Origin of the sequence: Mycolicibacterium lutetiense, assembly GCF_017876775.1 — a bacterium.
Classification (GTDB): domain Bacteria; phylum Actinomycetota; class Actinomycetes; order Mycobacteriales; family Mycobacteriaceae; genus Mycobacterium; species Mycobacterium lutetiense.
Genome location: NZ_JAGIOP010000002.1, coordinates 390864 through 408915 on the forward strand (window position 1 = coordinate 390864; position 18052 = coordinate 408915).

At 64.5% G+C, this 18052-nt stretch carries 18 protein-coding genes and 3 pseudogenes; 9 read left to right on the top strand and 12 right to left on the bottom strand.

Features of this window, described 5'->3' with window-relative positions; all coding sequences use genetic code 11:
* The first annotated feature begins 35 nt into the window (after window positions 1-35).
* Window positions 36-2339 (top strand): heavy metal translocating P-type ATPase, encoded by a 2304-nt coding sequence (locus JOF57_RS11135; protein WP_209916455.1) that lies wholly within the window; start codon window positions 36-38, stop codon window positions 2337-2339.
* A 164-nt stretch (window positions 2340-2503) separates the two neighbouring features.
* Here the strand turns inward: JOF57_RS11135 and JOF57_RS11140 are convergent, their stop codons facing one another.
* Window positions 2504-2893: a BlaI/MecI/CopY family transcriptional regulator gene (locus JOF57_RS11140; RefSeq protein WP_079633039.1), complete on the bottom strand. Its 390-nt coding sequence runs from the start codon at window positions 2891-2893 to the stop codon at window positions 2504-2506.
* 228 nt (window positions 2894-3121) lie between these two features.
* On the opposite strand from JOF57_RS11140, the gene JOF57_RS11145 reads away from it, so the two are divergent.
* Window positions 3122-3619 carry a TlpA family protein disulfide reductase gene (locus JOF57_RS11145; RefSeq protein WP_209916457.1) on the top strand — a complete coding sequence of 166 codons (498 nt, stop codon included), beginning with the start codon at window positions 3122-3124 and terminating at the stop codon, window positions 3617-3619.
* Window positions 3616-4410: a cytochrome c biogenesis CcdA family protein gene (locus JOF57_RS11150; protein WP_209916459.1), complete on the top strand. Its 795-nt coding sequence runs from the start codon at window positions 3616-3618 to the stop codon at window positions 4408-4410. Before JOF57_RS11145 ends, JOF57_RS11150 begins: the two co-directional genes overlap by 4 nt.
* Window positions 4411-4493: 83 nt before the next feature.
* Here JOF57_RS11150 and JOF57_RS11155 read toward each other — a convergent pair whose 3' ends face one another.
* The gene (locus tag JOF57_RS11155) at window positions 4494-5057 is read right to left on the bottom strand and encodes a DUF1942 domain-containing protein (protein WP_209923252.1); all 564 of its coding nucleotides are present in this window, start codon (window positions 5055-5057) and stop codon (window positions 4494-4496) included.
* 280 nt (window positions 5058-5337) lie between these two features.
* Between JOF57_RS11155 and JOF57_RS11160 the strand changes: the two genes are divergently transcribed.
* Window positions 5338-5598 carry a heavy-metal-associated domain-containing protein gene (locus JOF57_RS11160; protein ID WP_209916461.1) on the top strand — a complete coding sequence of 87 codons (261 nt, stop codon included), beginning with the start codon at window positions 5338-5340 and terminating at the stop codon, window positions 5596-5598.
* 96 nt (window positions 5599-5694) lie between these two features.
* On the opposite strand, the gene JOF57_RS11165 is transcribed toward JOF57_RS11160, so the two are convergent.
* From JOF57_RS11165 to JOF57_RS11190, 6 genes and pseudogenes are all read right to left on the bottom strand, one after another.
* The gene (locus tag JOF57_RS11165; RefSeq protein WP_307870000.1) at window positions 5695-6150 is read right to left on the bottom strand and encodes a rhodanese-like domain-containing protein; all 456 of its coding nucleotides are present in this window, start codon (window positions 6148-6150) and stop codon (window positions 5695-5697) included.
* Window positions 6151-6597: 447 nt separating this feature from the next.
* Window positions 6598-6897, bottom strand: a complete 300-nt coding sequence (locus tag JOF57_RS11170; RefSeq protein ID WP_079633034.1) for a hypothetical protein — start codon at window positions 6895-6897, stop codon at window positions 6598-6600.
* 276 nt (window positions 6898-7173) lie between these two features.
* The gene (locus tag JOF57_RS11175; RefSeq protein WP_209916465.1) at window positions 7174-8439 is read right to left on the bottom strand and encodes an MFS transporter; all 1266 of its coding nucleotides are present in this window, start codon (window positions 8437-8439) and stop codon (window positions 7174-7176) included.
* Entirely contained in the window at window positions 8439-9548 is a 1110-nt protein-coding gene (locus JOF57_RS11180) for a PLP-dependent cysteine synthase family protein (protein WP_209916468.1), read from the bottom strand. The genes JOF57_RS11175 and JOF57_RS11180 overlap by 1 nt, the downstream gene beginning before the upstream one ends.
* Window positions 9549-9655: 107 nt before the next feature.
* Window positions 9656-10075: a putative copper homeostasis (lipo)protein LpqS gene (gene lpqS / locus JOF57_RS11185; RefSeq protein ID WP_209916470.1), complete on the bottom strand. Its 420-nt coding sequence runs from the start codon at window positions 10073-10075 to the stop codon at window positions 9656-9658.
* 270 nt (window positions 10076-10345) lie between these two features.
* Window positions 10346-10495: pseudogene (locus JOF57_RS11190) on the bottom strand (polysaccharide deacetylase family protein); the annotation flags it as partial.
* Between the two features lie 569 nt (window positions 10496-11064).
* On the opposite strand from JOF57_RS11190, the gene JOF57_RS11195 reads away from it, so the two are divergent.
* The 4 genes from JOF57_RS11195 (at window position 11065) to JOF57_RS11210 (ending at window position 13669) form a co-directional block, all read left to right on the top strand.
* The gene (locus tag JOF57_RS11195; protein WP_209916472.1) at window positions 11065-11517 is read left to right on the top strand and encodes a hypothetical protein; all 453 of its coding nucleotides are present in this window, start codon (window positions 11065-11067) and stop codon (window positions 11515-11517) included.
* Window positions 11518-11629: 112 nt separating this feature from the next.
* Window positions 11630-11947 (top strand): hypothetical protein, encoded by a 318-nt coding sequence (locus JOF57_RS11200; RefSeq protein ID WP_209916474.1) that lies wholly within the window; start codon window positions 11630-11632, stop codon window positions 11945-11947.
* A gap of 74 nt (window positions 11948-12021) precedes the next feature.
* Window positions 12022-12468, top strand: a complete 447-nt coding sequence (gene lpqS, locus JOF57_RS11205; protein WP_209916475.1) for a putative copper homeostasis (lipo)protein LpqS — start codon at window positions 12022-12024, stop codon at window positions 12466-12468.
* Between the two features lie 175 nt (window positions 12469-12643).
* Entirely contained in the window at window positions 12644-13669 is a 1026-nt protein-coding gene (locus JOF57_RS11210) for a PLP-dependent cysteine synthase family protein (RefSeq protein WP_209923254.1), read from the top strand.
* Between the two features lie 506 nt (window positions 13670-14175).
* Here the strand turns inward: JOF57_RS11210 and JOF57_RS11215 are convergent.
* Window positions 14176-14802: pseudogene (locus tag JOF57_RS11215) on the bottom strand (transposase); the annotation flags it as partial.
* A 174-nt stretch (window positions 14803-14976) separates the two neighbouring features.
* Here JOF57_RS11215 and JOF57_RS11220 point away from each other — a divergent pair.
* Window positions 14977-15135, top strand: a pseudogene (locus JOF57_RS11220) (ArsR family transcriptional regulator); the annotation flags it as partial.
* A 172-nt stretch (window positions 15136-15307) separates the two neighbouring features.
* Here the strand turns inward: JOF57_RS11220 and JOF57_RS11225 are convergent.
* The 3 genes from JOF57_RS11225 to JOF57_RS11235 all read right to left on the bottom strand — a co-directional run bounded on the left by JOF57_RS11225 (window position 15308) and on the right by JOF57_RS11235 (window position 17986).
* A complete protein-coding gene (locus JOF57_RS11225) occupies window positions 15308-16246 on the bottom strand; it encodes a M56 family metallopeptidase (RefSeq protein WP_209916477.1) in 939 nt (312 codons plus the stop codon).
* Window positions 16243-16632: a BlaI/MecI/CopY family transcriptional regulator gene (locus tag JOF57_RS11230; RefSeq protein ID WP_087078076.1), complete on the bottom strand. Its 390-nt coding sequence runs from the start codon at window positions 16630-16632 to the stop codon at window positions 16243-16245. The genes JOF57_RS11225 and JOF57_RS11230 overlap by 4 nt, the downstream gene beginning before the upstream one ends.
* A 448-nt stretch (window positions 16633-17080) precedes the next feature.
* Window positions 17081-17986 carry a M56 family metallopeptidase gene (locus JOF57_RS11235; RefSeq protein ID WP_209916479.1) on the bottom strand — a complete coding sequence of 302 codons (906 nt, stop codon included), beginning with the start codon at window positions 17984-17986 and terminating at the stop codon, window positions 17081-17083.
* Window positions 17987-18052 lie beyond the last annotated feature (66 nt).

Below are 18052 nucleotides of genomic sequence, written 5' to 3' on the forward strand. Positions count from 1 at the left end.
AGCTGAGACTTACGGCGCGTGGTGATCCTGGAACCATGGCTGAGAGCACTGTGGTGCTTCATGTGGGTGGGTTGCACTGGGCTACCTCTGGTGGGATTGTCGAGTCGGCATTGCGGCGACGCCCCGGTGTGGTGTCGGTCGCGGCGAACGCGGCGAACCAAACCGCAACGGTGACCTATGACCCTGTACATACTTCGGTAGAAGCACTGTCGGGGTGGGTTCGCGAATGCGAAATGCACTGTGCGGGCCAATCGGTACCGAACCATATGTGTGATCCGATGGCTGAGCCCGGACAGCATGCTGCCCATGGCGCGGTGTCGCCACAAGAAATGATGGGCCACGGCGGCCACGTCGGCATGTCGATGGACCACATGGTCCGCGATATGCGGAACCGATTCATCGTCGCGTTGGTCCTGTCGATCCCGATCATGTTGTGGTCACCGATGGGGCGCAACATGTTTGGGTTCACGCTGCCGGCGCCGTTCGGGATGCGCGATGACGTCTTCACGCTGCTGCTGAGTCTTCCAGTCGTCTTCTACAGCGCATGGATCTTTTTCGATGGGGCCTGGCGTGCGCTGCGGGCTCGCACACTCGACATGATGGTGCTGGTCGCCGTCGCCGTCGGCGCCGGCTGGCTCTACAGCTTCGGTGTGACTCTGACCGGTGGTGGCGAGGTCTTCTACGAGGCGGCTTCGGTACTCACGACGTTCGTGCTGCTGGGGCATTGGTTTGAGATGCGTGCGCGCGGCGGCGCCAACGATGCCATCCGCACGCTGCTCGAGCTCGCACCGCCGACGGCGGTAATCGTGCGCGACGGCACGCCGGTAGAAGTGCCGACTGCTGATCTGGTAGTCGGAGACCTGTTGTTGATCCGCCCCGGCGCAAAGATTCCGGTCGACGGCGAGGTGGCCGACGGGCATTCCGAGGTGGATGAATCCATGGTGACCGGCGAGAGCCTGCCGGTCACCAAAGACCCGGGATCGGCGGTGATCGGCGCCTCGATCAACACCACTGGCACGTTGCATGTGCGTGCCACCAAGGTGGGTTCTGACACTGTGCTCGCCCAGATCGTGCAGATGGTCCAGGAGGCACAGAATTCCAAGGCTCCTGGTCAGCGACTGGCCGACCGTGCGGCCTTCTGGCTGGTCCTGGTCGCTCTCATCGGCGGCGCGGCGACTTTCCTCGTTTGGTGGCTGGTGGGCGCAGGTGTCCAGACCGCATTGTTGTTTGCGATCACCGTTGTCGTGATCACCTGCCCAGACGCGCTCGGGTTGGCGACACCAACGGCCATCATGGTGGGGACCGGCTTGGGCGCCAAACGTGGTGTGCTGTTCAAAAACGCTACGGCGCTGGAGACCTCGGCCCGCATCCAGACGGTGGTGATGGACAAAACCGGCACTTTGACCAAGGGTCAGCCGGCAGTGACCGATGTTGTCGTCGACGGGATCACCGAAGCTGAACTGCTAACTCTGGTGACCGCCGTCGAGTCGGCATCGGAACATCCGCTGGCCGCTGCGATCGTGCGTTACGCGGCGAGCCACGAAATAAGACCGACGCCGGTGGATGATTTCCGCAGCGTGCCCGGGCACGGCGCCACCGCCGTCGTGGAGGGTCGCAGCGTGGCCGTGGGAAACCGAAAATTGATGGTTGAGGAGAAGATTGATTTCGGGGCCCTCATGGCCAAGCGCGATGAGCTTGCTGCAGCCGGCCGTACCGCCGTGCTGGTCGCGGTGGACGGCCGGGGGGTGGGTGTGATCGCACTGGCCGACGCCGCCCGGGAAACGTCAGCGGCAGCGGTGTCAGCTTTGCATGAGCTTGGCGTGGACGTGGTGATGTTGAGCGGGGACAACGAAGCCACCGCGAAACGCATCGCCACCCAGTTGGCGATCGACAGCGTCATCGCCGACGTGTTGCCACGTGACAAGGCCTCAGAGATTGCCGCACTGCAGCGGTCAAACACCAAGGTCGCGATGGTTGGCGACGGCGTCAACGATGCGCCGGCCCTGGCACAGGCCGACTTGGGAATCGCAATCGGCGCAGGCACTGACGTGGCCATCGAAACCGCTGACGTGGTGTTGATGCGGTCAGATCCGCTCGACGTGCCCATCGCATTGCGCATCGGGCGAGCCACCCTACGGAAGATGCGTCAGAACCTCGGATGGGCAGTGGGTTACAACGTGATCGCGTTGCCGATCGCCGCAGGCGTTTTTGAACCGCTGTTCGGGTTGGTACTGCGTCCCGAGATCGCCGCGTTATCGATGTCAGGTTCGAGCCTGATCGTGGCGGTGAACGCACTGATGCTCAAACGCCTGAAATTGCCGACAGACCAACCGGCCTAACCGCACACGAGTGCTCGACAGGCCACGGTGCGGTCCCCCGGCGAGTTGACGCATCGTGTCGGCCGTGCGGTGAAAGTCTTGTGCGCTGCAGCCCTAGATCGAGTCGGCCCGGCTTTGGTTGCCTATCCCCGGAACTCGGCGCCCGGCGCATCGTCGCGGGGCCGCTATTGGCTCTTTGCCGGCTTCGACCGTCCCCGTCGGCCCAGTACCGTGCGAAGCCGTGCCGATCTGTCCGGACCGATCTGTTCGAGGAAGTAGCCGAGCACAACTTCAGCCTGTCCCCCGCCGTCGAGCGCCTCACACATGAGCCGGGCACTGTGCTGCTCACGGGTAAGAGTCGGCCAGTACCGGTAGGCTTTGCCGTCTCGGATCCGCTCCAACCACCCCTTGGTGTGCAGATTGTCCATCGTCGACATCACGGTGGTGTAGGCGATCTGACGCTCGGCGCACAGTTCATCGCAGATGTCGCGGACCGTCACCGGCGTCTCAGATCGACGGGACCAGACGCGGTCCATGATCACCGCTTCAAGTTCTCCAAATCCGCGTATTCTCACTTCATCTCCCGGCAGCTTGGCAGCCAGCCTACGGTGTGCGCAGGATCCTCGCAGTTCAAATACGTGTCCTCTACGTACTCCATAACCACGTAGCCACCTCGTTTCTTTGTGGAGCGGCCGGAGCGCTGTCGAGGCCCGCGGCGCTGGACTATGGCACCGGCCGATAACATACTATCTACGTACATAGAACGTAATTTGGCTTCTGGCCGATTCAGTGTCGGAGGGCTGATGCCATACACCTGCGCGGCACGCGTGTTCGGTATCGCACTGATCGGTGCGCTGGCCACGGCGGGCTGCAGCACAGGCCGTGATGCCGTAGCTCAAGGCGGCAGTTTCGAATTCGTGTCACCCGGAGGCAAAACCGACCTGTTCTACGACCCTGCTCATATCTGGGGCTCATGGTGCGGCCCCTGCCGAACCGAAACGCCGCAGCTGGAGAAAGTCTTCGATGAGACCGAATCCCTGGGGGTGGCGTTCCTCGGTATCGACGTGCGCGACAGCCGCAGTGCTGCGACCGATTTCGTCACCGACCGCAATGTCCGGTACCCCTCGATCTTCGACCCCCCGATGCGTAGCCTCATGGCGCTGGGCAAGGGATATCCGAGCAGCGTCGTCCCGACGACCCTGATACTCGACCGCCGCCACCGTGTCGCGGCAATCTTTCTGCGCGCGCTGTTGGCTGAGGACCTACGTCCGGTCGTGCTGCGAGTGGCACGCGAATCGTGACCACCCACCCTGAGGGTATCGGCAATGCCTTCGCCGATGCGGCGGCGACCGGGCCACTGATTCTGGGCTTCGGCGCATCGGCCCTCGCCGGTTTCGTGTCCTTCGCCTCGCCATGCTGTGTGCCGCTGATCCCTGGATACCTGTCCTACCTCGCGGGCACGGTAGGCGTACCCGGCCGTGGCCAACACCAGGCTTGGTCCCGAGACGCCTGGCGGGTGACCGGCGCCGCGGTGCTGTTTGTCGCCGGCTTCACCGTGGTGTTCGTCGCCGCCACCACATCGGTATTTGGCGTGATCGGCACGCTGGCCCTCAATCGCGAACTGTTGGAGCGGGTCGGCGGTGTGGTGACCATCGTGATGGGACTGGCCTTCATCGGATTGATCCCGTCGTTGCAACGTGATGTGCGATTTCATCCACAGCGGGTCAGCGGCATGGGCGGCGCTCCCCTGCTGGGCGCGACGTTCGCGCTGGGGTGGACACCCTGCCTGGGGCCCACCCTGGCGGGAATACTCTCTGTGTCCGCCGGCACACAAGGCGTCACGGCAGCCCGTGGCGTCCTGATGATTGTGGCCTACTGCTTGGGCCTGGGTGCGCCGTTCGTGGGAATTGCGCTCGGCGTGGGGTCGGTCAACCGCTGGCTGGGATGGACACGGCGCCATTCACGGTCCATTCAAATCGCTGGCGGTGTCGCACTCATGGCGGTGGGCGTCGCGCTGGTGACCGGACAGTGGGCCGAGTTTGTCGGTTGGCTGCGTGATCAGTTCGTCTCGACGACGGTCATGCCGATCTAATACCGCTCCCGCCGTCATCGACAGTGGCGTCCATCTCAACCAGGGGCCCCCGCGCCGTGTAGCGCGGCGGTTGGAACGAACCGTCAGGGACACATTCCTGCACAACATGGGCACGGCTGCAGTCCGTCGCAACAGGATCCACCAGCCATCGGCATGGATATCGGGCGCGACATCGGCATGGACATTTTCATGTCGCCGTTACAGCACCACATTAGCGCCGGCGCGGCACCGCTGGTGGCATAGATGACGGCCATGGGATCGGCACCGGTGACATCGAAGTACAGCTTGCCTGCCGACCGTTGACCCTGCTCAAGGGTGCTGGGCGCCAAGCCGTTTGGGCTGGCAACCTGCCAGAGAACCTGATAGCGCTCACCGGTGGATGACACCGCGTACAGATTGGGGATGATCGGCGTCACGGTGCCGGTTACCGCCTCAACGGTGGCGTCAGCCTCCCACAACCGCCCAGCCGACCCGTAGCCGCCTGGCTGGACAGCGCTGGCGCGCAGCCCCGACACCGACCACCCAGTGACGACCGCACCATTGGCGTCAGTCAGCCGTTGCACGGCACCGAACCGGTGCGGGCAGGGATCGGACGCCGCCGCTGCGCTGGGCGCACCCACAGCCCCGAGGACGACGAGCATGAGCATCGCGGCCACGGCGGCGAGCTTTGGAGGAATACGCACGAGTACATGCCTTTCGCTGGTCAGAAACCCTCACAACAGCCTATCTACGGACTTATGCCGTAGCAACTGTCGCTCCAGCTGTACCGCAGTCGCAGAGTGACCATGCTCGCACACCCTGGAAGTCCGCGCCTTGAGCGGAATTCACGGAGAGCCACGGACTGTATACCGCCCTGGCGGTATACACCAGGGGGGTATAAGGTTGGGTGTTGTATACCCCGCTGGGGTATGGAAAGGGGTTGTTCCGATGACAGTTTCCGAGTATCAGGTATCGGGTATGACGTGCGGCCACTGCGAGCAGTCGGTCCGTGAGGAAGTCACCGGCCTCGACGGGGTGACACAGATCGAGGTCAGTGCGGCTACCGGCCGGCTGGTGGTCACCAGCGCGGCGCCTCTCGCCGACGAAGCGATCGTTGCCGCAGTCAAGGCGGCCGGCTACGAGGCGGTTCGCGCAACTGAGTCACCAACACCGTCGACCTCGCCAGCCTCCTCGTGCGGGTGCTGCTAGCTGACGGCCTACGCCTGTGGCACGGCCTCGCTCAGTGACGGGGTAGGCGTGTCGGGGTAAGAGAATTGCCTGCGACTCTGGGTCACCGCCAATGCTCTAACGCCACACAAGTGAACGGCCACTTTCCACCCGGGCCAGCGTGCCACCCGCCAACTCGACGACATCTTGATACCCCATGGCGGTCAGCGTGGCCGCAGCGATCTGGCTCATCCTGCCCGAACGGCAGTACACGGCAACAGGAGTGGCACGTTCCTGCGGCAACGCATCGCCTCGCGCCTGGATCTGATCGAACGGTATCGACAGATCGGTGCCGGCAATGTCCCCTTCGTAGGGGACGTGGACGTTGATGGTCACGCGATTCGGATCGACGACGATATCGGCGAACTGCTGGGGTCCGACCGAACGCACGTGATGCGCCTCGGCCGAAGTCGACTGCCCAGCCGGCGTCGACACCGTAGAGGTAGGCCGGGCTGCCGACTGGCAGCCGACAAGCGCAACGAGGGCCGCGCTGGCAGCGATGCCGATGGCGCCCCGCGCCAAGCATTTTCTCACGACTCCGATTATGGTCATCTATGGCGATCTCGGCCCCGCTATCGGCAATCGTCTACCGGCACCGCTGCCGTCGAGCGTTCGCAGAATCCTTGGGGCATAACCTTTCGCATCAGCACGGATTCCGAGGCGCAAGGCCGCCCCAAGGGCCGTTAATACCGCGTGATGGTCACAATCGAAAGGACACGTCAATGACAACCCATGCACAGACACCCACTGCACGCCTGCGACGGGTTGTCGGGCACCCGCTGGTCCGAACGATCGCGCAGTGCATCCTATGGTGCGCCGTGGGCGCTCGATCCCACATCCGCACCCAAGATCGCGAAACCAGGTGCTGCCCATAGTCGCTCAAAACGAAACCGACAGAGCCGAGAACGCGGCTAGTCGCGGGGACCCGATGCCCTCGGATGCAAGTGGGCACACCTGCCCGGGTCCGGGGTCGGCTGGGCGCTAGCAGGACACGTCGAGATACACCGTCTTGTAAACGACCCGCTCAACGGTGTGTTCCCGGGTGTTCTTACGCAGCTCGGTGATATCTCGACCGGGCCGCACCGCCGCGACCGTGCAGCGGTCCAGTGGGGCTGCGCCCGTCTTGTTCATGATCACCTTGTAGCCACGTGACTCCAATGTCGACACGGTGTCTTGCACCGCTCCTGGTCCGGCGGGTGCGGCTGCGGCCAGGTGCGCCGGGCCCGCGAGCAGCAGGATGGTACAAGGACCGCCGATCGCGGCCACCACAAGTTTCTTCATGGAAGAACTCCCTTCACGCACCGAGGTCTGCTATCACACTCCGTACGTAGCTACTTAGTAGATGATAAGAGGGTACAGTTCCCTGCGCGATATCCCAGCGCGACGTACAACGCTTCCATCACGTTAAAGTGTCGATATACCAATGTATTTGGGCTCTGTGCACGAGCTCGGCAGGATGTCTCGCCATGGTGGTTGCGAGTCTTCCCATAAGCGGGCGAGCAAAGTGCACCCAACCTGTGCCTCGGTGATCGCGTGCGAGCCATCGCGGGGACGAACTCAGCGCTGGGCTGCCTCCATGGGTTGCTGCGCGACGCTGAGGTGTCCGCGGCGGTCGAGCAGGTAGATCGCCAAGGCGGCGATCAGACCCACCATCACCAGTCCACCCCACAGAAGTTCATCGGCGCCGGCGTCTCGCGCCGCCTGCAGCAGCGAGCCCGTCGCCAGATTCCCCACGAGGATGCCCACACCGACAATCGTGTTGTAGAACCCGTAGTGGGTGGCCACCAGGCGGCCGCCGGCCAAGGAGACGACGGTGTCCATCTCGAACGGGAATACCGCCGCAGAACCGACCGCCAATAGCGCCGCGGCACATAGTAGGGCGATCACTGCGCCGGTCGTGCCGAAGCGGCCGGTGTCGGGAACAGCGACCAACGGCAGAAATGACGCAGCCAAGATCGTCATTCCGATCACCAGGGCGCGTCCGTTTCCCCACCGCTGGGCGAACCAGCGGGTCAGGCGTAGCTGTCCGCCCACTGCCACGACTGCCGATACGACGAATACTGCGGCCACCACGGCCGACGAGTGCTCGGGGGCAATGGTGGCTGCGTGCAACGGCAAGGCCAGATAGACCTGGAAATTCAGCACATACGAGCCGATCATCGCCGCGGCAAAACAGACGAACGACCGATTCGACACCACGGTGCGCCAGTCGTCAATGATGGCTGTCTTCGCTGTCGATTCCGCCACACCCGAAACGTGTTGGGGCAGCATGAACAGCTGGGCGATCGTCAACACGGCGAACACCGCGGCCGCCGCCGCGGCGGCGGTGCGGAAGTCCAGTGCCATCAACGCCAGCCCCGCCAGCGGACCGGCCAGGATCCCGGCCTGATAGAAGACGTTGAACAGGGCGAACGCTTCCAGCCTGCGCGATTCAGAATCGGCTGCCAGGTAGGCGCGCACCGCGGGATTGAACAGTGCGCCGGCGAAACCCGTCGCTGCTGAGGCGATCACCAGCAGCGGCAGGGTGTGGGCGAACACCAGCAAACCGAAGCCCGCCGTGCGCAGCAGACAACCGGCGACGATGAGCGGTTTATAGCCGAATCGGTCGGCCAGGGTGCCGCCCACGATGAACATTCCCTGCTGGGAGAAGTTCCGAACGCCCAGGACCAAGCCGATCACCCACGCCGCCAGCCCGAGTGGACCGGCGAGGTAGCCGGCCAGGTAGGGCATGAGCATATAGAAGCCCAGATTGATGCCGAACTGATTGATCATCAGCATCCTGCTGGGCCAGCCGAAGGTCGTGAACTGGCGGAATACGCCCATCAGCACCGACTCTCGACCGGATCGACGATATGGCGGGTCCGTGTCCAACGAGTGATGACGTGCGTGCCGGGATCGGCCACAAGCTCGGGATCGGCCGGGGGCTGGTTCTGTAACAGTCCATGGCCACGGCAGTAGTCGTCGTTGTAGACGGTGTCGAAATACCGCTGAGGGCCATCGGGGAACACTGCGGCTACCGTGGTATCGATCGGCTCAGCACCCGCCACCCAACCGGCGACGAGCGCTACCGCCCCCACGCTCCAGCCGCCGCTGGCGTAATGCGTGGCGGCCAGGGTGCGGCAGGCCCACACCGCCTCCTCGGGGGCCACCCAGTGGACTTCGTCGAACGCCCCGTAGTCGACGTTGCGCGGGTAGATGCTCGATCCCAGTCCTCGCATCAGCCGGGTGGCCGATGGCTGACCAAAAATGGTCGAACCGACGGTGTCCACACCCACCAACCGTAGATCAGGGTTGAATTCCCGCAATACCCGCGCCACCCCGGCAGAGTGTCCCCCGGTACCCACCGAGCAGACCAGCACGTCGATATCGCCGAGTTGCGCGCGCAGTTCCAGCGCCAGTCCACGATAGGCGGCGACGTTGTCGGGGTTGTTGTACTGGTCGGGATACCACGAATGGCGATGGGTGGCCAGCAACTCGACTACCCGGTCGCGGCGAGCCTGCTGCCATCCACCTTGGGGATGAGGTTCGCGCACTACCTCGACATCGGCGCCATAGGCGGCCAGCATCCGGTGCATGATGGGCTCCATGCCAGGGTCGGCGACCAGGGTCACCGGGTGACCGTAAACCGTCCCGGCCAAAGCAAGTCCTAAACCTAATGTGCCGCTGGTGGATTCAATGATCCGGGCACCGGGGCGCAGGTCACCTCGCGCGCGTCCCCGCTCAACCATGTGCATGGCGGGGCGGTCTTTCATTCCGCCGGGGTTGAAGCCCTCCAGCTTGGCCCAGAATCCCCGCGCATCGGCGGTGAACGGCTCGGATATCCGCAGCACCGGGGTGTTGCCCACCATTGATGCGACTCGTTGATCGCCGGCCAGCCGATTGGGGCCTGCGGCCAGATCTTTGGCGGCAGAAACAGACAGAACTTCGTTCATGGACACACAGCTCCTGTGATGTAGCCGCACGTAGCGCACGGCGTAGTGGTCGACGAGCAGGCGGGCGGGCACCGGCGCAGGCCGTTAGGCCGCGGGCGCCTGCCTGCTCAACGCCGATCGATACAGAAGCGGACCAGCATTTGCCAGCCCGAGGGCCTATTGGCTCCCGCGTGCAGCGGAGGCCCCCGTTGCGTCGCTGCTGCGGCACACATCTCGCAAAGCCACAGCGCGGCTAGCCCGGCGGCGACAGCGAGAAGCGCCAGAACCGTCGCGGCCCGCGGCAACACCGCCGCGGCAGAGGTATCCGGGGCCGCCACCGCGTCGTCTCGTTGAACGTGGGGATGATCCAGGCTGACGACTGCCGCTGCCCCGGTCGCAGCGGCCAGCACATGAGGCGCGTGGCGCTGCGTACCGCCGCTGGACACGGCTCCGGTCAGTCCGGCACTGACGATCATCAGCAGGGCAACGACACCCAGCGTGGTCGCCGACCGCAACCACGCCGTCCCAGAAACGGTTTTGTGCCCCACAGTGTTAACCACAGTAGCAGCCAGTACTGCCTCACTACGTAGATGATCTAGTCGATGCCAGGACGTTACGGGTTTGCGACACCATGACGGAACAACCCGGATGCCTGGTCATCGCAGCGACCAGCCCCCTCCAAGCATGAAAATGTGAACTTCCCCAGAATCGGGTCCACACAGCAAGCGGTCGCGGGGGGGGCTGGGCCGCACTTGCCTCGCCGCTGCGTTCGCTGAATTGCGGCTGGTCGCACCTGCCGGCCAAGCGCAGGTGGGTGTTCACGCGGGCGGGCCGCCCGGGTTCTGATTCGGGATGTCGGTGATGGGCAGGTTGGGCGCTGGCTTGGGTGATGCGGTAGGCGGCAGCGTCGGTGTCTAGTTGGCGGCGATGTCATGGATGGCGTTGACCGGCGGGCCTCCGTCCGGCCCGGGCGGCTGCTGGTCAGCGTGCACCGGCACGTCGGCGGGGCGATCCCACAGCATCACGTTGTTGACCGAGACCGCCACATCCTGGCTGCTATCGGTACATCCGGTCTCCTCGGCGCGACCTTCCCGAATCTCGACATTGTCGACGCGGATAAGCGAGACGCATAGCTGGGTGGCCATGTCGCGCACGGTGGCCGTTATCTGTAGTTACTTGCCGGGTGTACTCGACTGTCGCCGACGATAGGTTGTCACCGCGTTTCAGATCGTGAAGGACAGGCTTATCTGTAGGCCTGTACTCGGTGGTCTGTGAGGCCGGGGATCCATAACGTAAGTTCCACGGGATTGATCTGCCCGCGGCGACGACTTGGTCGCCGGACACGTCTCCCCCAGCAAGGTGATGGGCAGGTTCAGAGCGGGTGATCGATGAATCGATGAATTTCTCATATTGGGTGGATCCTGCGGCGTCACGATCTGGCCATTGTTCATCGGTGTATTCACCGCGCTGGAACCAACCCGAATACGCCTGGGTTAATACGGGGTAGGGGTATGTGAGGTCATGCTAGAATGAACGAGTGTTGCCGTCCGCTAGTGGCTTGCAACCTGTCCGGGAGTTCCCGTCGGGACGCTTCCTGGTGATTTCAGACCGCACCCGACAGCGGTGGTTCGTGCTGGCCGTGTTGGCTGTACTGGTGGCAGCGATCGTCTCGCTGCAGTGCGCGACACGCACACCGCATACCGGGCTCACGGCCACGCCACCCCATCATGCGCTCACGGCCATGGTCGCGCATGACCATATCGGGCTGGCCCCTGCCTACCTGTGTGCCATCCCGGCTGGCCTGACCGCGCAGGTCAGCACCCTGGACGTGCCGCGCGGGTGGTGGACGGCCGGGCTGGTGCTGGTGGCGTGCGTGCTGTTTTATGCGGCATCGGCGGCTTTAACCCGTGCGCCACCTGCCCGGACTGCACCCGCGGCCGTTGTAGGTGGCCGCGCCCTCATTTATCACCTCTGCGTGCTTCGACGCTGACATCGGCAACCGGCCGCTGCATGCCTGTGTGGTATGCGCGGACCGGCCCATAGCCGAGCTTCAGCCATCGCCGCATCACTGATGTGGTCCTCTCACGTAGGGATTCATTGCCATGACCAGGAATTTCTGTGCCCGCACCATCGGATTTACGCTCACCACTGTCGGCTTTGCCGCAGCCGCCGCACTGACAGCACCCGCCGCGGGCGCAACTCCCGGCGCCGGCGGCAACGCTCAAGACGTCATCAACTCCATCAAAGCGCAGGGTGATCAAGTCGTGATCACGAAATCCGGCAACAAGCCACTATCGCAATGCGTTGTCACCTCGGTACGCCAGGACTCGGCGGTGTACGGCCTACCGCCCAACAGTGCTTACCCGGGCAACAGTCGAGTGCTGAAGTACCGGACGTTTCACGTCGATGTGAAATGCTAACGACCGGCGCCAGGGCGCGGTCGCGTCGCGATCCGATCACGTACCTGTCAGGGGTAGCGCCGGGTCGTACTGGCTTGGCTGCCAAGGTGATCCGAGCCAAGCGCATCAACCGTCGACGCGGTGGGCTGCGGTTGGTGGTACTGCTCATCGCCGTGATGTCCGCGCTGCCGATGCTGCACTGCCTCACCGACGAAAGCTCGCACCACGCCGCGCCGGCCGCGCAGGATGCGGTGAGCACCGACGCGCAGACCACCGGAGTGTCGGCGTCGGGCACCGATCTTTTCGCCAATCAGTCGCATGCCGACACCGCCGCGCACGCCGTGGTCTGTCAGACGATTGGTTCGCTGACCGTTATCGCTCGGGGTAACAACTCGCTGCGGGCCGTGCTGGTGGCTGTGGTGGTGGCCACGGCAATACTGGGGGGTACGGTCATCTGCCGGAGCCCGCCGCTGCGTCGACATTTGGGCACCGTGCGCTCGGGGTGGCTCCTCCTCACTGATCTCTGCATCAGCCGCCGCTGACGGCGGTTTTGGGGTACGGCGGACGGATTTCGCCGTACCCGGCCACACCGCCCATGTCAGCTTTGGCCGCACACTGTGGCCCGTACACAGGGGATCAGTCATGAACTGCAGCATCGCTTCATCGTCACCCGTCACGCCCAATCGCTCGGGTGCCCGATTCCACGATTTCGGCACGATGGTCGGCAACACGCCGGTGTTGTGGGTATCGGAGCCGCTCGCCGGGCCCGGCGACGGTTTTTGGGCCAAGCTTGAGGGTCACAACCCCAATGGCATGAAAGACCGTCCCGCCCTGCACATGGTGAAGCAGGCGAGGCTGCGCGGCGACCTCAAACCCGGCGCCAGGATCGTCGAATCCTCCAGCGGAACCTTGGGATTAGGCCTTGCGTTTGCTGGAATCGTCTACCGGCACCCAGTCACGGTGGTTACCGATCCCGGGCTGGAACCGATCATTGCGCGCATGCTCACCGCCTACGGCGCCATCGTCGACGTGGTCGGTGAGCAGCACCCGGTAGGTGGGTGGCAGCAGGCTCGCAAAGACCGTGTCGCCGAGCTGCTATCGGCAGAACCGGACGCGTGGTGCCCCGACCAGTACGAAAACCCGGACAACGTCGACGCCTATCACGGCCTGGCCCAGGAGCTGATCGACCAGCTCGGTACCGTCGACATCCTGGTCTGCTCAGTGGGCACCGGCGGGCACTCGGCTGGCGTGAGTCGCACTTTGCGCCAACATAATCCGCAGCTGCGTCTGATCGGTGTCGATACCATCGGCTCCACTATCTTCGGACAGCCCGCCGGCACCCGACTCATGCGGGGCCTGGGATCGAGCATCTATCCGGGAAACGTCAACTACTCAGCGTTCAATGAGATCCACTGGGTGGCCCCGAATGAGGCGGTGTGGGCGTGCCGGGCACTGGCCGCTACCCATCACGCCAGCGGCGGGTGGAGCGTTGGCGCGGTCGCGCTGGCTGCCGGCTGGGCAGCCCGGCACGCCGAATCGGGCACGTGCGTGGCCGCCGTCTTCCCCGACGGGCCGCTGCGCTACCACGGCACCATCTACGACGACGAATACGGCAAGCGTCACAACCTGCTGGGCCGCCCACCGGCGAGAGAACCCGATACCATCGCCACGCCATCACAGCGCGTCGTGGACCGTTGGACCCGGTGCTCCACCGTCATCGATCCCATCGGACGCACACCATGACTATCCAAACGCGGTACTTGGGTTAAGTCGAGGATCTGTGCACGGTGCCCTGATGATCTGCAGTTGGTATCCGTAGGCCTCGTGACGTGTCCGTAGCCACACATGCCCCTTGCGCCCTCGACGGCCTTCGCGTCAACGCCGGTTCGCATGAAGGAACGGCTGAGGCGCAACCCGAGCTAGGGTGATCGGACCGGCACCTCAGCCGCCCAGCGCATACTATCTTAGATAGTAGATGCCGAAAGTTCGCGTGCCCACGTCCTTCTGTCGTGGCAAGACTGCCAGGCCTGCAGACACCGAGGCGGCTTTCGAAGGACGCTGGAAACGCCGGGAGCGTCACTCACATACCGGCGCGACTCGCAAGAATGCTTGCAGCCATCTCCCGGAGTGCACGAATGCACCTCGCCGGGGCACGCACAAATCCACGTGCCGCCGCCGGCCCCGCCCAACTACCCCAACTATCAAGTAAGGTTAACCCCGTTGCGTGAACATCCTGATCGCCGGCCTTTGATGGCGCGGTCGACGTGGATCGCCAGGGATTCGCGGGTGAACTCGTCAATGATGTTGAGCATCTTGATGGTTCGTCCATCGGCGGTGGTGTCGAACTGAAAGTCCATAGCCCAGATCACGTTCGGCCAGATCGGGCACTTCGCCCCGACCGCAGTCCCGATGCCGGTCAGCCGTTTCTTCTTGCGGCGCTGAGGAACTCGTAGCCCCTCCTCGCGCCACAGCCGGCGGATGCGCTTGTTGTTGACGACCCATCCCGCTTTCGTGCTGCAATCGCCGCTCGTCGCCAGCCCCAGCGGGGCCGGTCGGTGGAAGAACGTGCGCAGCCAGGACCGCAGCTCGGCTTCCTCGTCGGTGATCGGTGATCGGTGCTGGTTGCAGACGCATCGTGGAGCGGTGAATGCCGACCACCGTACAGGCTCGACGGCCTGGTTGGCGACCAGCTTCTTGAGCCGAGCGTTCTCGGCCTCGAGTTCTTTGAGGCGTTTGGCGTCGTTGGCCTTCATCCCGCCGTACTGGGCGACCCAGCGATGCCACGTCGACTCAGTGACCTGCAGATGCCGGCACACCTCATTGAATTCCTGGCCGGTTCCGAGGAGCTTGTTGCCCTCGGCGAGCTTGCGGATGATCTAATCCGGCGTGTGCCGCCGGCGCTTGTTTGATGCCATCTCGTCGTCGATTCTTCCTGCCCAAACACGTGGGCAACAGAGTCGCACAACAAGTGGACCACTACGAAGGGCTCACCTCAAAGCCGCTTTACCCGATGTCCACCAAACGGGGTCAACCCCACAAGGCGGGCCTGGGCGGTGCTTGACCTGAGCGAATCAACGGTCAGTCATCACCTGGGCCAGCTCCGCAAAGCCGGGCTGGTGATATCGGACCGGCGCGGCATGAACGTCTTTCACCGCGTGAAACCCGAAGCCCTACAAGCACTGTACGTGGCTCTCGACCCGAACCGCTGCACCTGCCTTAGAAAGCCAGGTCGTCGGCGCTGCCAGTGGTCTTGGTCCCCGGGTCCGGGATGGTACGCCCCACCGGTTGGGCAGCCGTCTTAAGCACGGCAGCCGCGTGTCAACGCAGGGAGGGGCTCGGGTTAACGCACCGCCGCATGCCCGGCGGGTCGAATCGAACCACTCAACTACAGAGCAGCCCAGATGCGCCAAGGGCGAAGGTGCCCATCGGGGCCAATGCGATGAGAGTGGTGGCGCCGGCGAGGCCGACGCGCGCACCCAGGCGTTTACCCGAGGCGGGTGGGCGTGCCAAACGTTCGGCACGACTCAGCAACGCGACATCAGCGGCGCCGAGGGCCTCAGCCGGTGCGGCACCGGCAAGGGCCAGCAGTCCCGCGAGCAGCGTGCGCTGGCCGTAACGACGGGCGGCGGCATCGTCGGCACACATTTCCAGCAATCGCGTAACGTCGGTGGCTGCTCGGGTCATCAATGCCACCCGCGGCAACACCATTGCCAGACTGCGCAGCACGGTCACTATCGTGGCATGGTGTCCATCGAGGTGCGCCCGTTCGTGAGCCAGCACCGCCGCTAACTCCCGAGGATCGAGAGCGGCGACCGCGCTGCTGGTGACAACGATCGCCGGCGGGTTGCCGGCCACGCAATAGGCGGTGCGCTGCTCGGCATCAACGATGTAGACATGGGGTTGGTCGGTTGGCCGTCCGACCAGGCGCGCCGCTTGGGCGTGAGTGTCGGCATGGGCACGCAACCGGAGAATGGTGTGCAGCAGTTTCACCCCAAGGCCGATCACAGCGACGATCAGGGCAAGCGCCGCCGTCAGTAGCCCCAATTGTGCTGCGCCGCCGGCCCGTCCGGCCGCCAGATCGCACAACAACTGCATACAAGAGGTCAGCAGCGAACCGTGCTGACTGCCGTGGGATAGCACCTCCAGGGCCACCAGAGCGGGAATGGCGATCCCGGTTGCCAACACGCTGCCGATCGCGGTCAGCCACGCCACGATGCCGAACCTGGGCGCCGATCCGCCGCGGGTGAGGAAGCCGAGCGCCTTTGGCCCCAACGCCACCATCACCATGCTGAAAATCAGCAGGCAGGCGGCGACGCTCACCGCTTCTTCGCCCTGTTCGACCGCCTGGCCAGCGTGCGCAGCGCGGCGCGCAACCGATCGGAGTCCTGCGGGTCGATCTGCTCGATGAAGTAGCTGAGAACCAGGTCCGACTGCCCACCGCCGTCGAGGGCCTCACGCATCAACTGAGCCGAATGTTGCTCGCGGTTCAGGGTCGCCCAGTAGCGGTATGCCCGGCCGTCACGGTCGCGCTCCAACCAACCCTTGGTATGCAAGTTGTCCATCGTTGACATCACGGTGGTGTAGGCGATCCGCCTCTCATCGGCGAGCTCGTCGAAAATGTCGCGCACCGTGACCGGCTCTGGGTCACGATTCCAGATGCGATCCATGATGTCGGCCTCGAGTTCACCGAATCCCCGTACGCGCACTGTCACCCTCCACGATCGTTGTTGTGAGCCTACCTCGACGCGCCTGTGCTCCGCCGACTCGACGCGTCGGCAACCACACAACGACCTGTGTCGATGAGGCGTCAGGGGTCCTCGCGCGGATGCCGTATCAACAACAGGCCGAGCACGATCAGTAAGGCGGCCATCGGGAATTCGAGCGCCATTCAGTCCGCGCTCCGACCCGGAGACCGGCCAGGTGCGCAATCGGGTGGGCAACGGCCATGGCCGCTCCGACCAGCACTGCGAGGCCTGCGATCGCGCGCCGATCTTCAGGAGTGAACGTTTTCGATGGCCGCCTAGAGTCGCGAGATTGGGTGGATGCATGCTGGGCTGAGCGCGCAGAGCTGCGGCTGGCAAGGACGACTACATGGATGGGTACGTAGTACTGCCGGGAGTCGTTGTGGACCGGAGCTCAAGGGTGAGCATTGTGTTAGACCGTGGTGCAGGATGCGACGGCGATCACGGCCGACAAACTCAACAACGCTGGCACCCCGACGACAAGGGCCGCGCCGCAATATGCGGCGACACCGGCGAGTCGGCCGGACCCGCGGCAGCTCTGCGCACAAAGGCGGGCCATCCGCAGTTGGGTGCACTCACCGGCGATGCCCAGGGCCGCTGGCGGCGTGGCTGTGTGTTGCAGTGCCCGTAGGGCCTGCAGCAGGCGGTGATGGCCGTGGGAGCGTGCGGCGTGGGCGTCGGCATCCAATTCGACCAATGTGCGCACCAGCGACGGGGATTGACGCATTAGCGGCAACCATCCCAAACCTGAGGCGACCGTATCGGCGAGAGATACGAAGAGATGATGGCGGCGTGCGGTATGGGCGTGCTCGTGGGCCAGCACGGCGCTGACCGTGGCGGCGTCGAAGACCCGGTATAGCCCCGTGGTGGCCACAACCAGCGGCGGTTGGCCGGCCAGGCTGTAGGCCAGGGGCTCGGCGACGGGCAGCCACACCACCGTCCCGGGACGGGGACGATGACCGGTGAGAAGCCAGTTCATCTCGAAATGCCTGCCGTGCAGGCGGTGCCGCATCCGGCTGTGGTGGCTGAAACGCCAGCCGCCGCCGATCGCAGCGACCAGGAGAATGCCTGCGCTGACCGCAGCGGCTGCGGTGCCTACCGGGCTGGTGTCGAAAGGGTGTGCGCTCAGCCGGCAACGGTGAAAGAGTTCAGCGAATGCAGGTAGTGCCAGGGCGGTGATGATCAGACTCACCATCGCGCCCCATGTACACAGCAACACAGCTGCGCCGATGCCGCGGCGCAACAGTGCACGCAGCGCCACCGGGGTCAGACAGCCTGCCGCTACGCCGGCCAGGGCCCACCACGCCACCGCGGTCATCGCCGGCACCGACGACGCGGTCGGTTGCCTGGCCGGCCGCCCGATACGCCGAGCGGCCCCACCCGC

Bases quoted from the DNA above. Each gene is read 5' to 3' on its own strand.
- JOF57_RS11135 (WP_209916455.1), top strand. From the start codon at position 36: ATGGCTGAGAGCACTGTGGTGCTTCATGTGGGTGGGTTGCACTGGGCT.
- JOF57_RS11145 (WP_209916457.1), top strand. From the start codon at position 3,122: ATGCCATACACCTGCGCGGCACGCGTGTTCGGTATCGCACTGATCGGT.
- JOF57_RS11155 (WP_209923252.1), bottom strand. From the start codon at position 5,057: ATGCTCATGCTCGTCGTCCTCGGGGCTGTGGGTGCGCCCAGCGCAGCG.
- JOF57_RS11160 (WP_209916461.1), top strand. From the start codon at position 5,338: ATGACAGTTTCCGAGTATCAGGTATCGGGTATGACGTGCGGCCACTGC.
- JOF57_RS11170 (WP_079633034.1), bottom strand. From the start codon at position 6,897: ATGAAGAAACTTGTGGTGGCCGCGATCGGCGGTCCTTGTACCATCCTG.
- JOF57_RS11175 (WP_209916465.1), bottom strand. From the start codon at position 8,439: ATGGGCGTATTCCGCCAGTTCACGACCTTCGGCTGGCCCAGCAGGATG.
- JOF57_RS11180 (WP_209916468.1), bottom strand. From the start codon at position 9,548: ATGAACGAAGTTCTGTCTGTTTCTGCCGCCAAAGATCTGGCCGCAGGC.
- JOF57_RS11200 (WP_209916474.1), top strand. From the start codon at position 11,630: ATGACCAGGAATTTCTGTGCCCGCACCATCGGATTTACGCTCACCACT.
- JOF57_RS11210 (WP_209923254.1), top strand. From the start codon at position 12,644: ATGGTCGGCAACACGCCGGTGTTGTGGGTATCGGAGCCGCTCGCCGGG.
- JOF57_RS11235 (WP_209916479.1), bottom strand. From the start codon at position 17,986: ATGACCGCGGTGGCGTGGTGGGCCCTGGCCGGCGTAGCGGCAGGCTGT.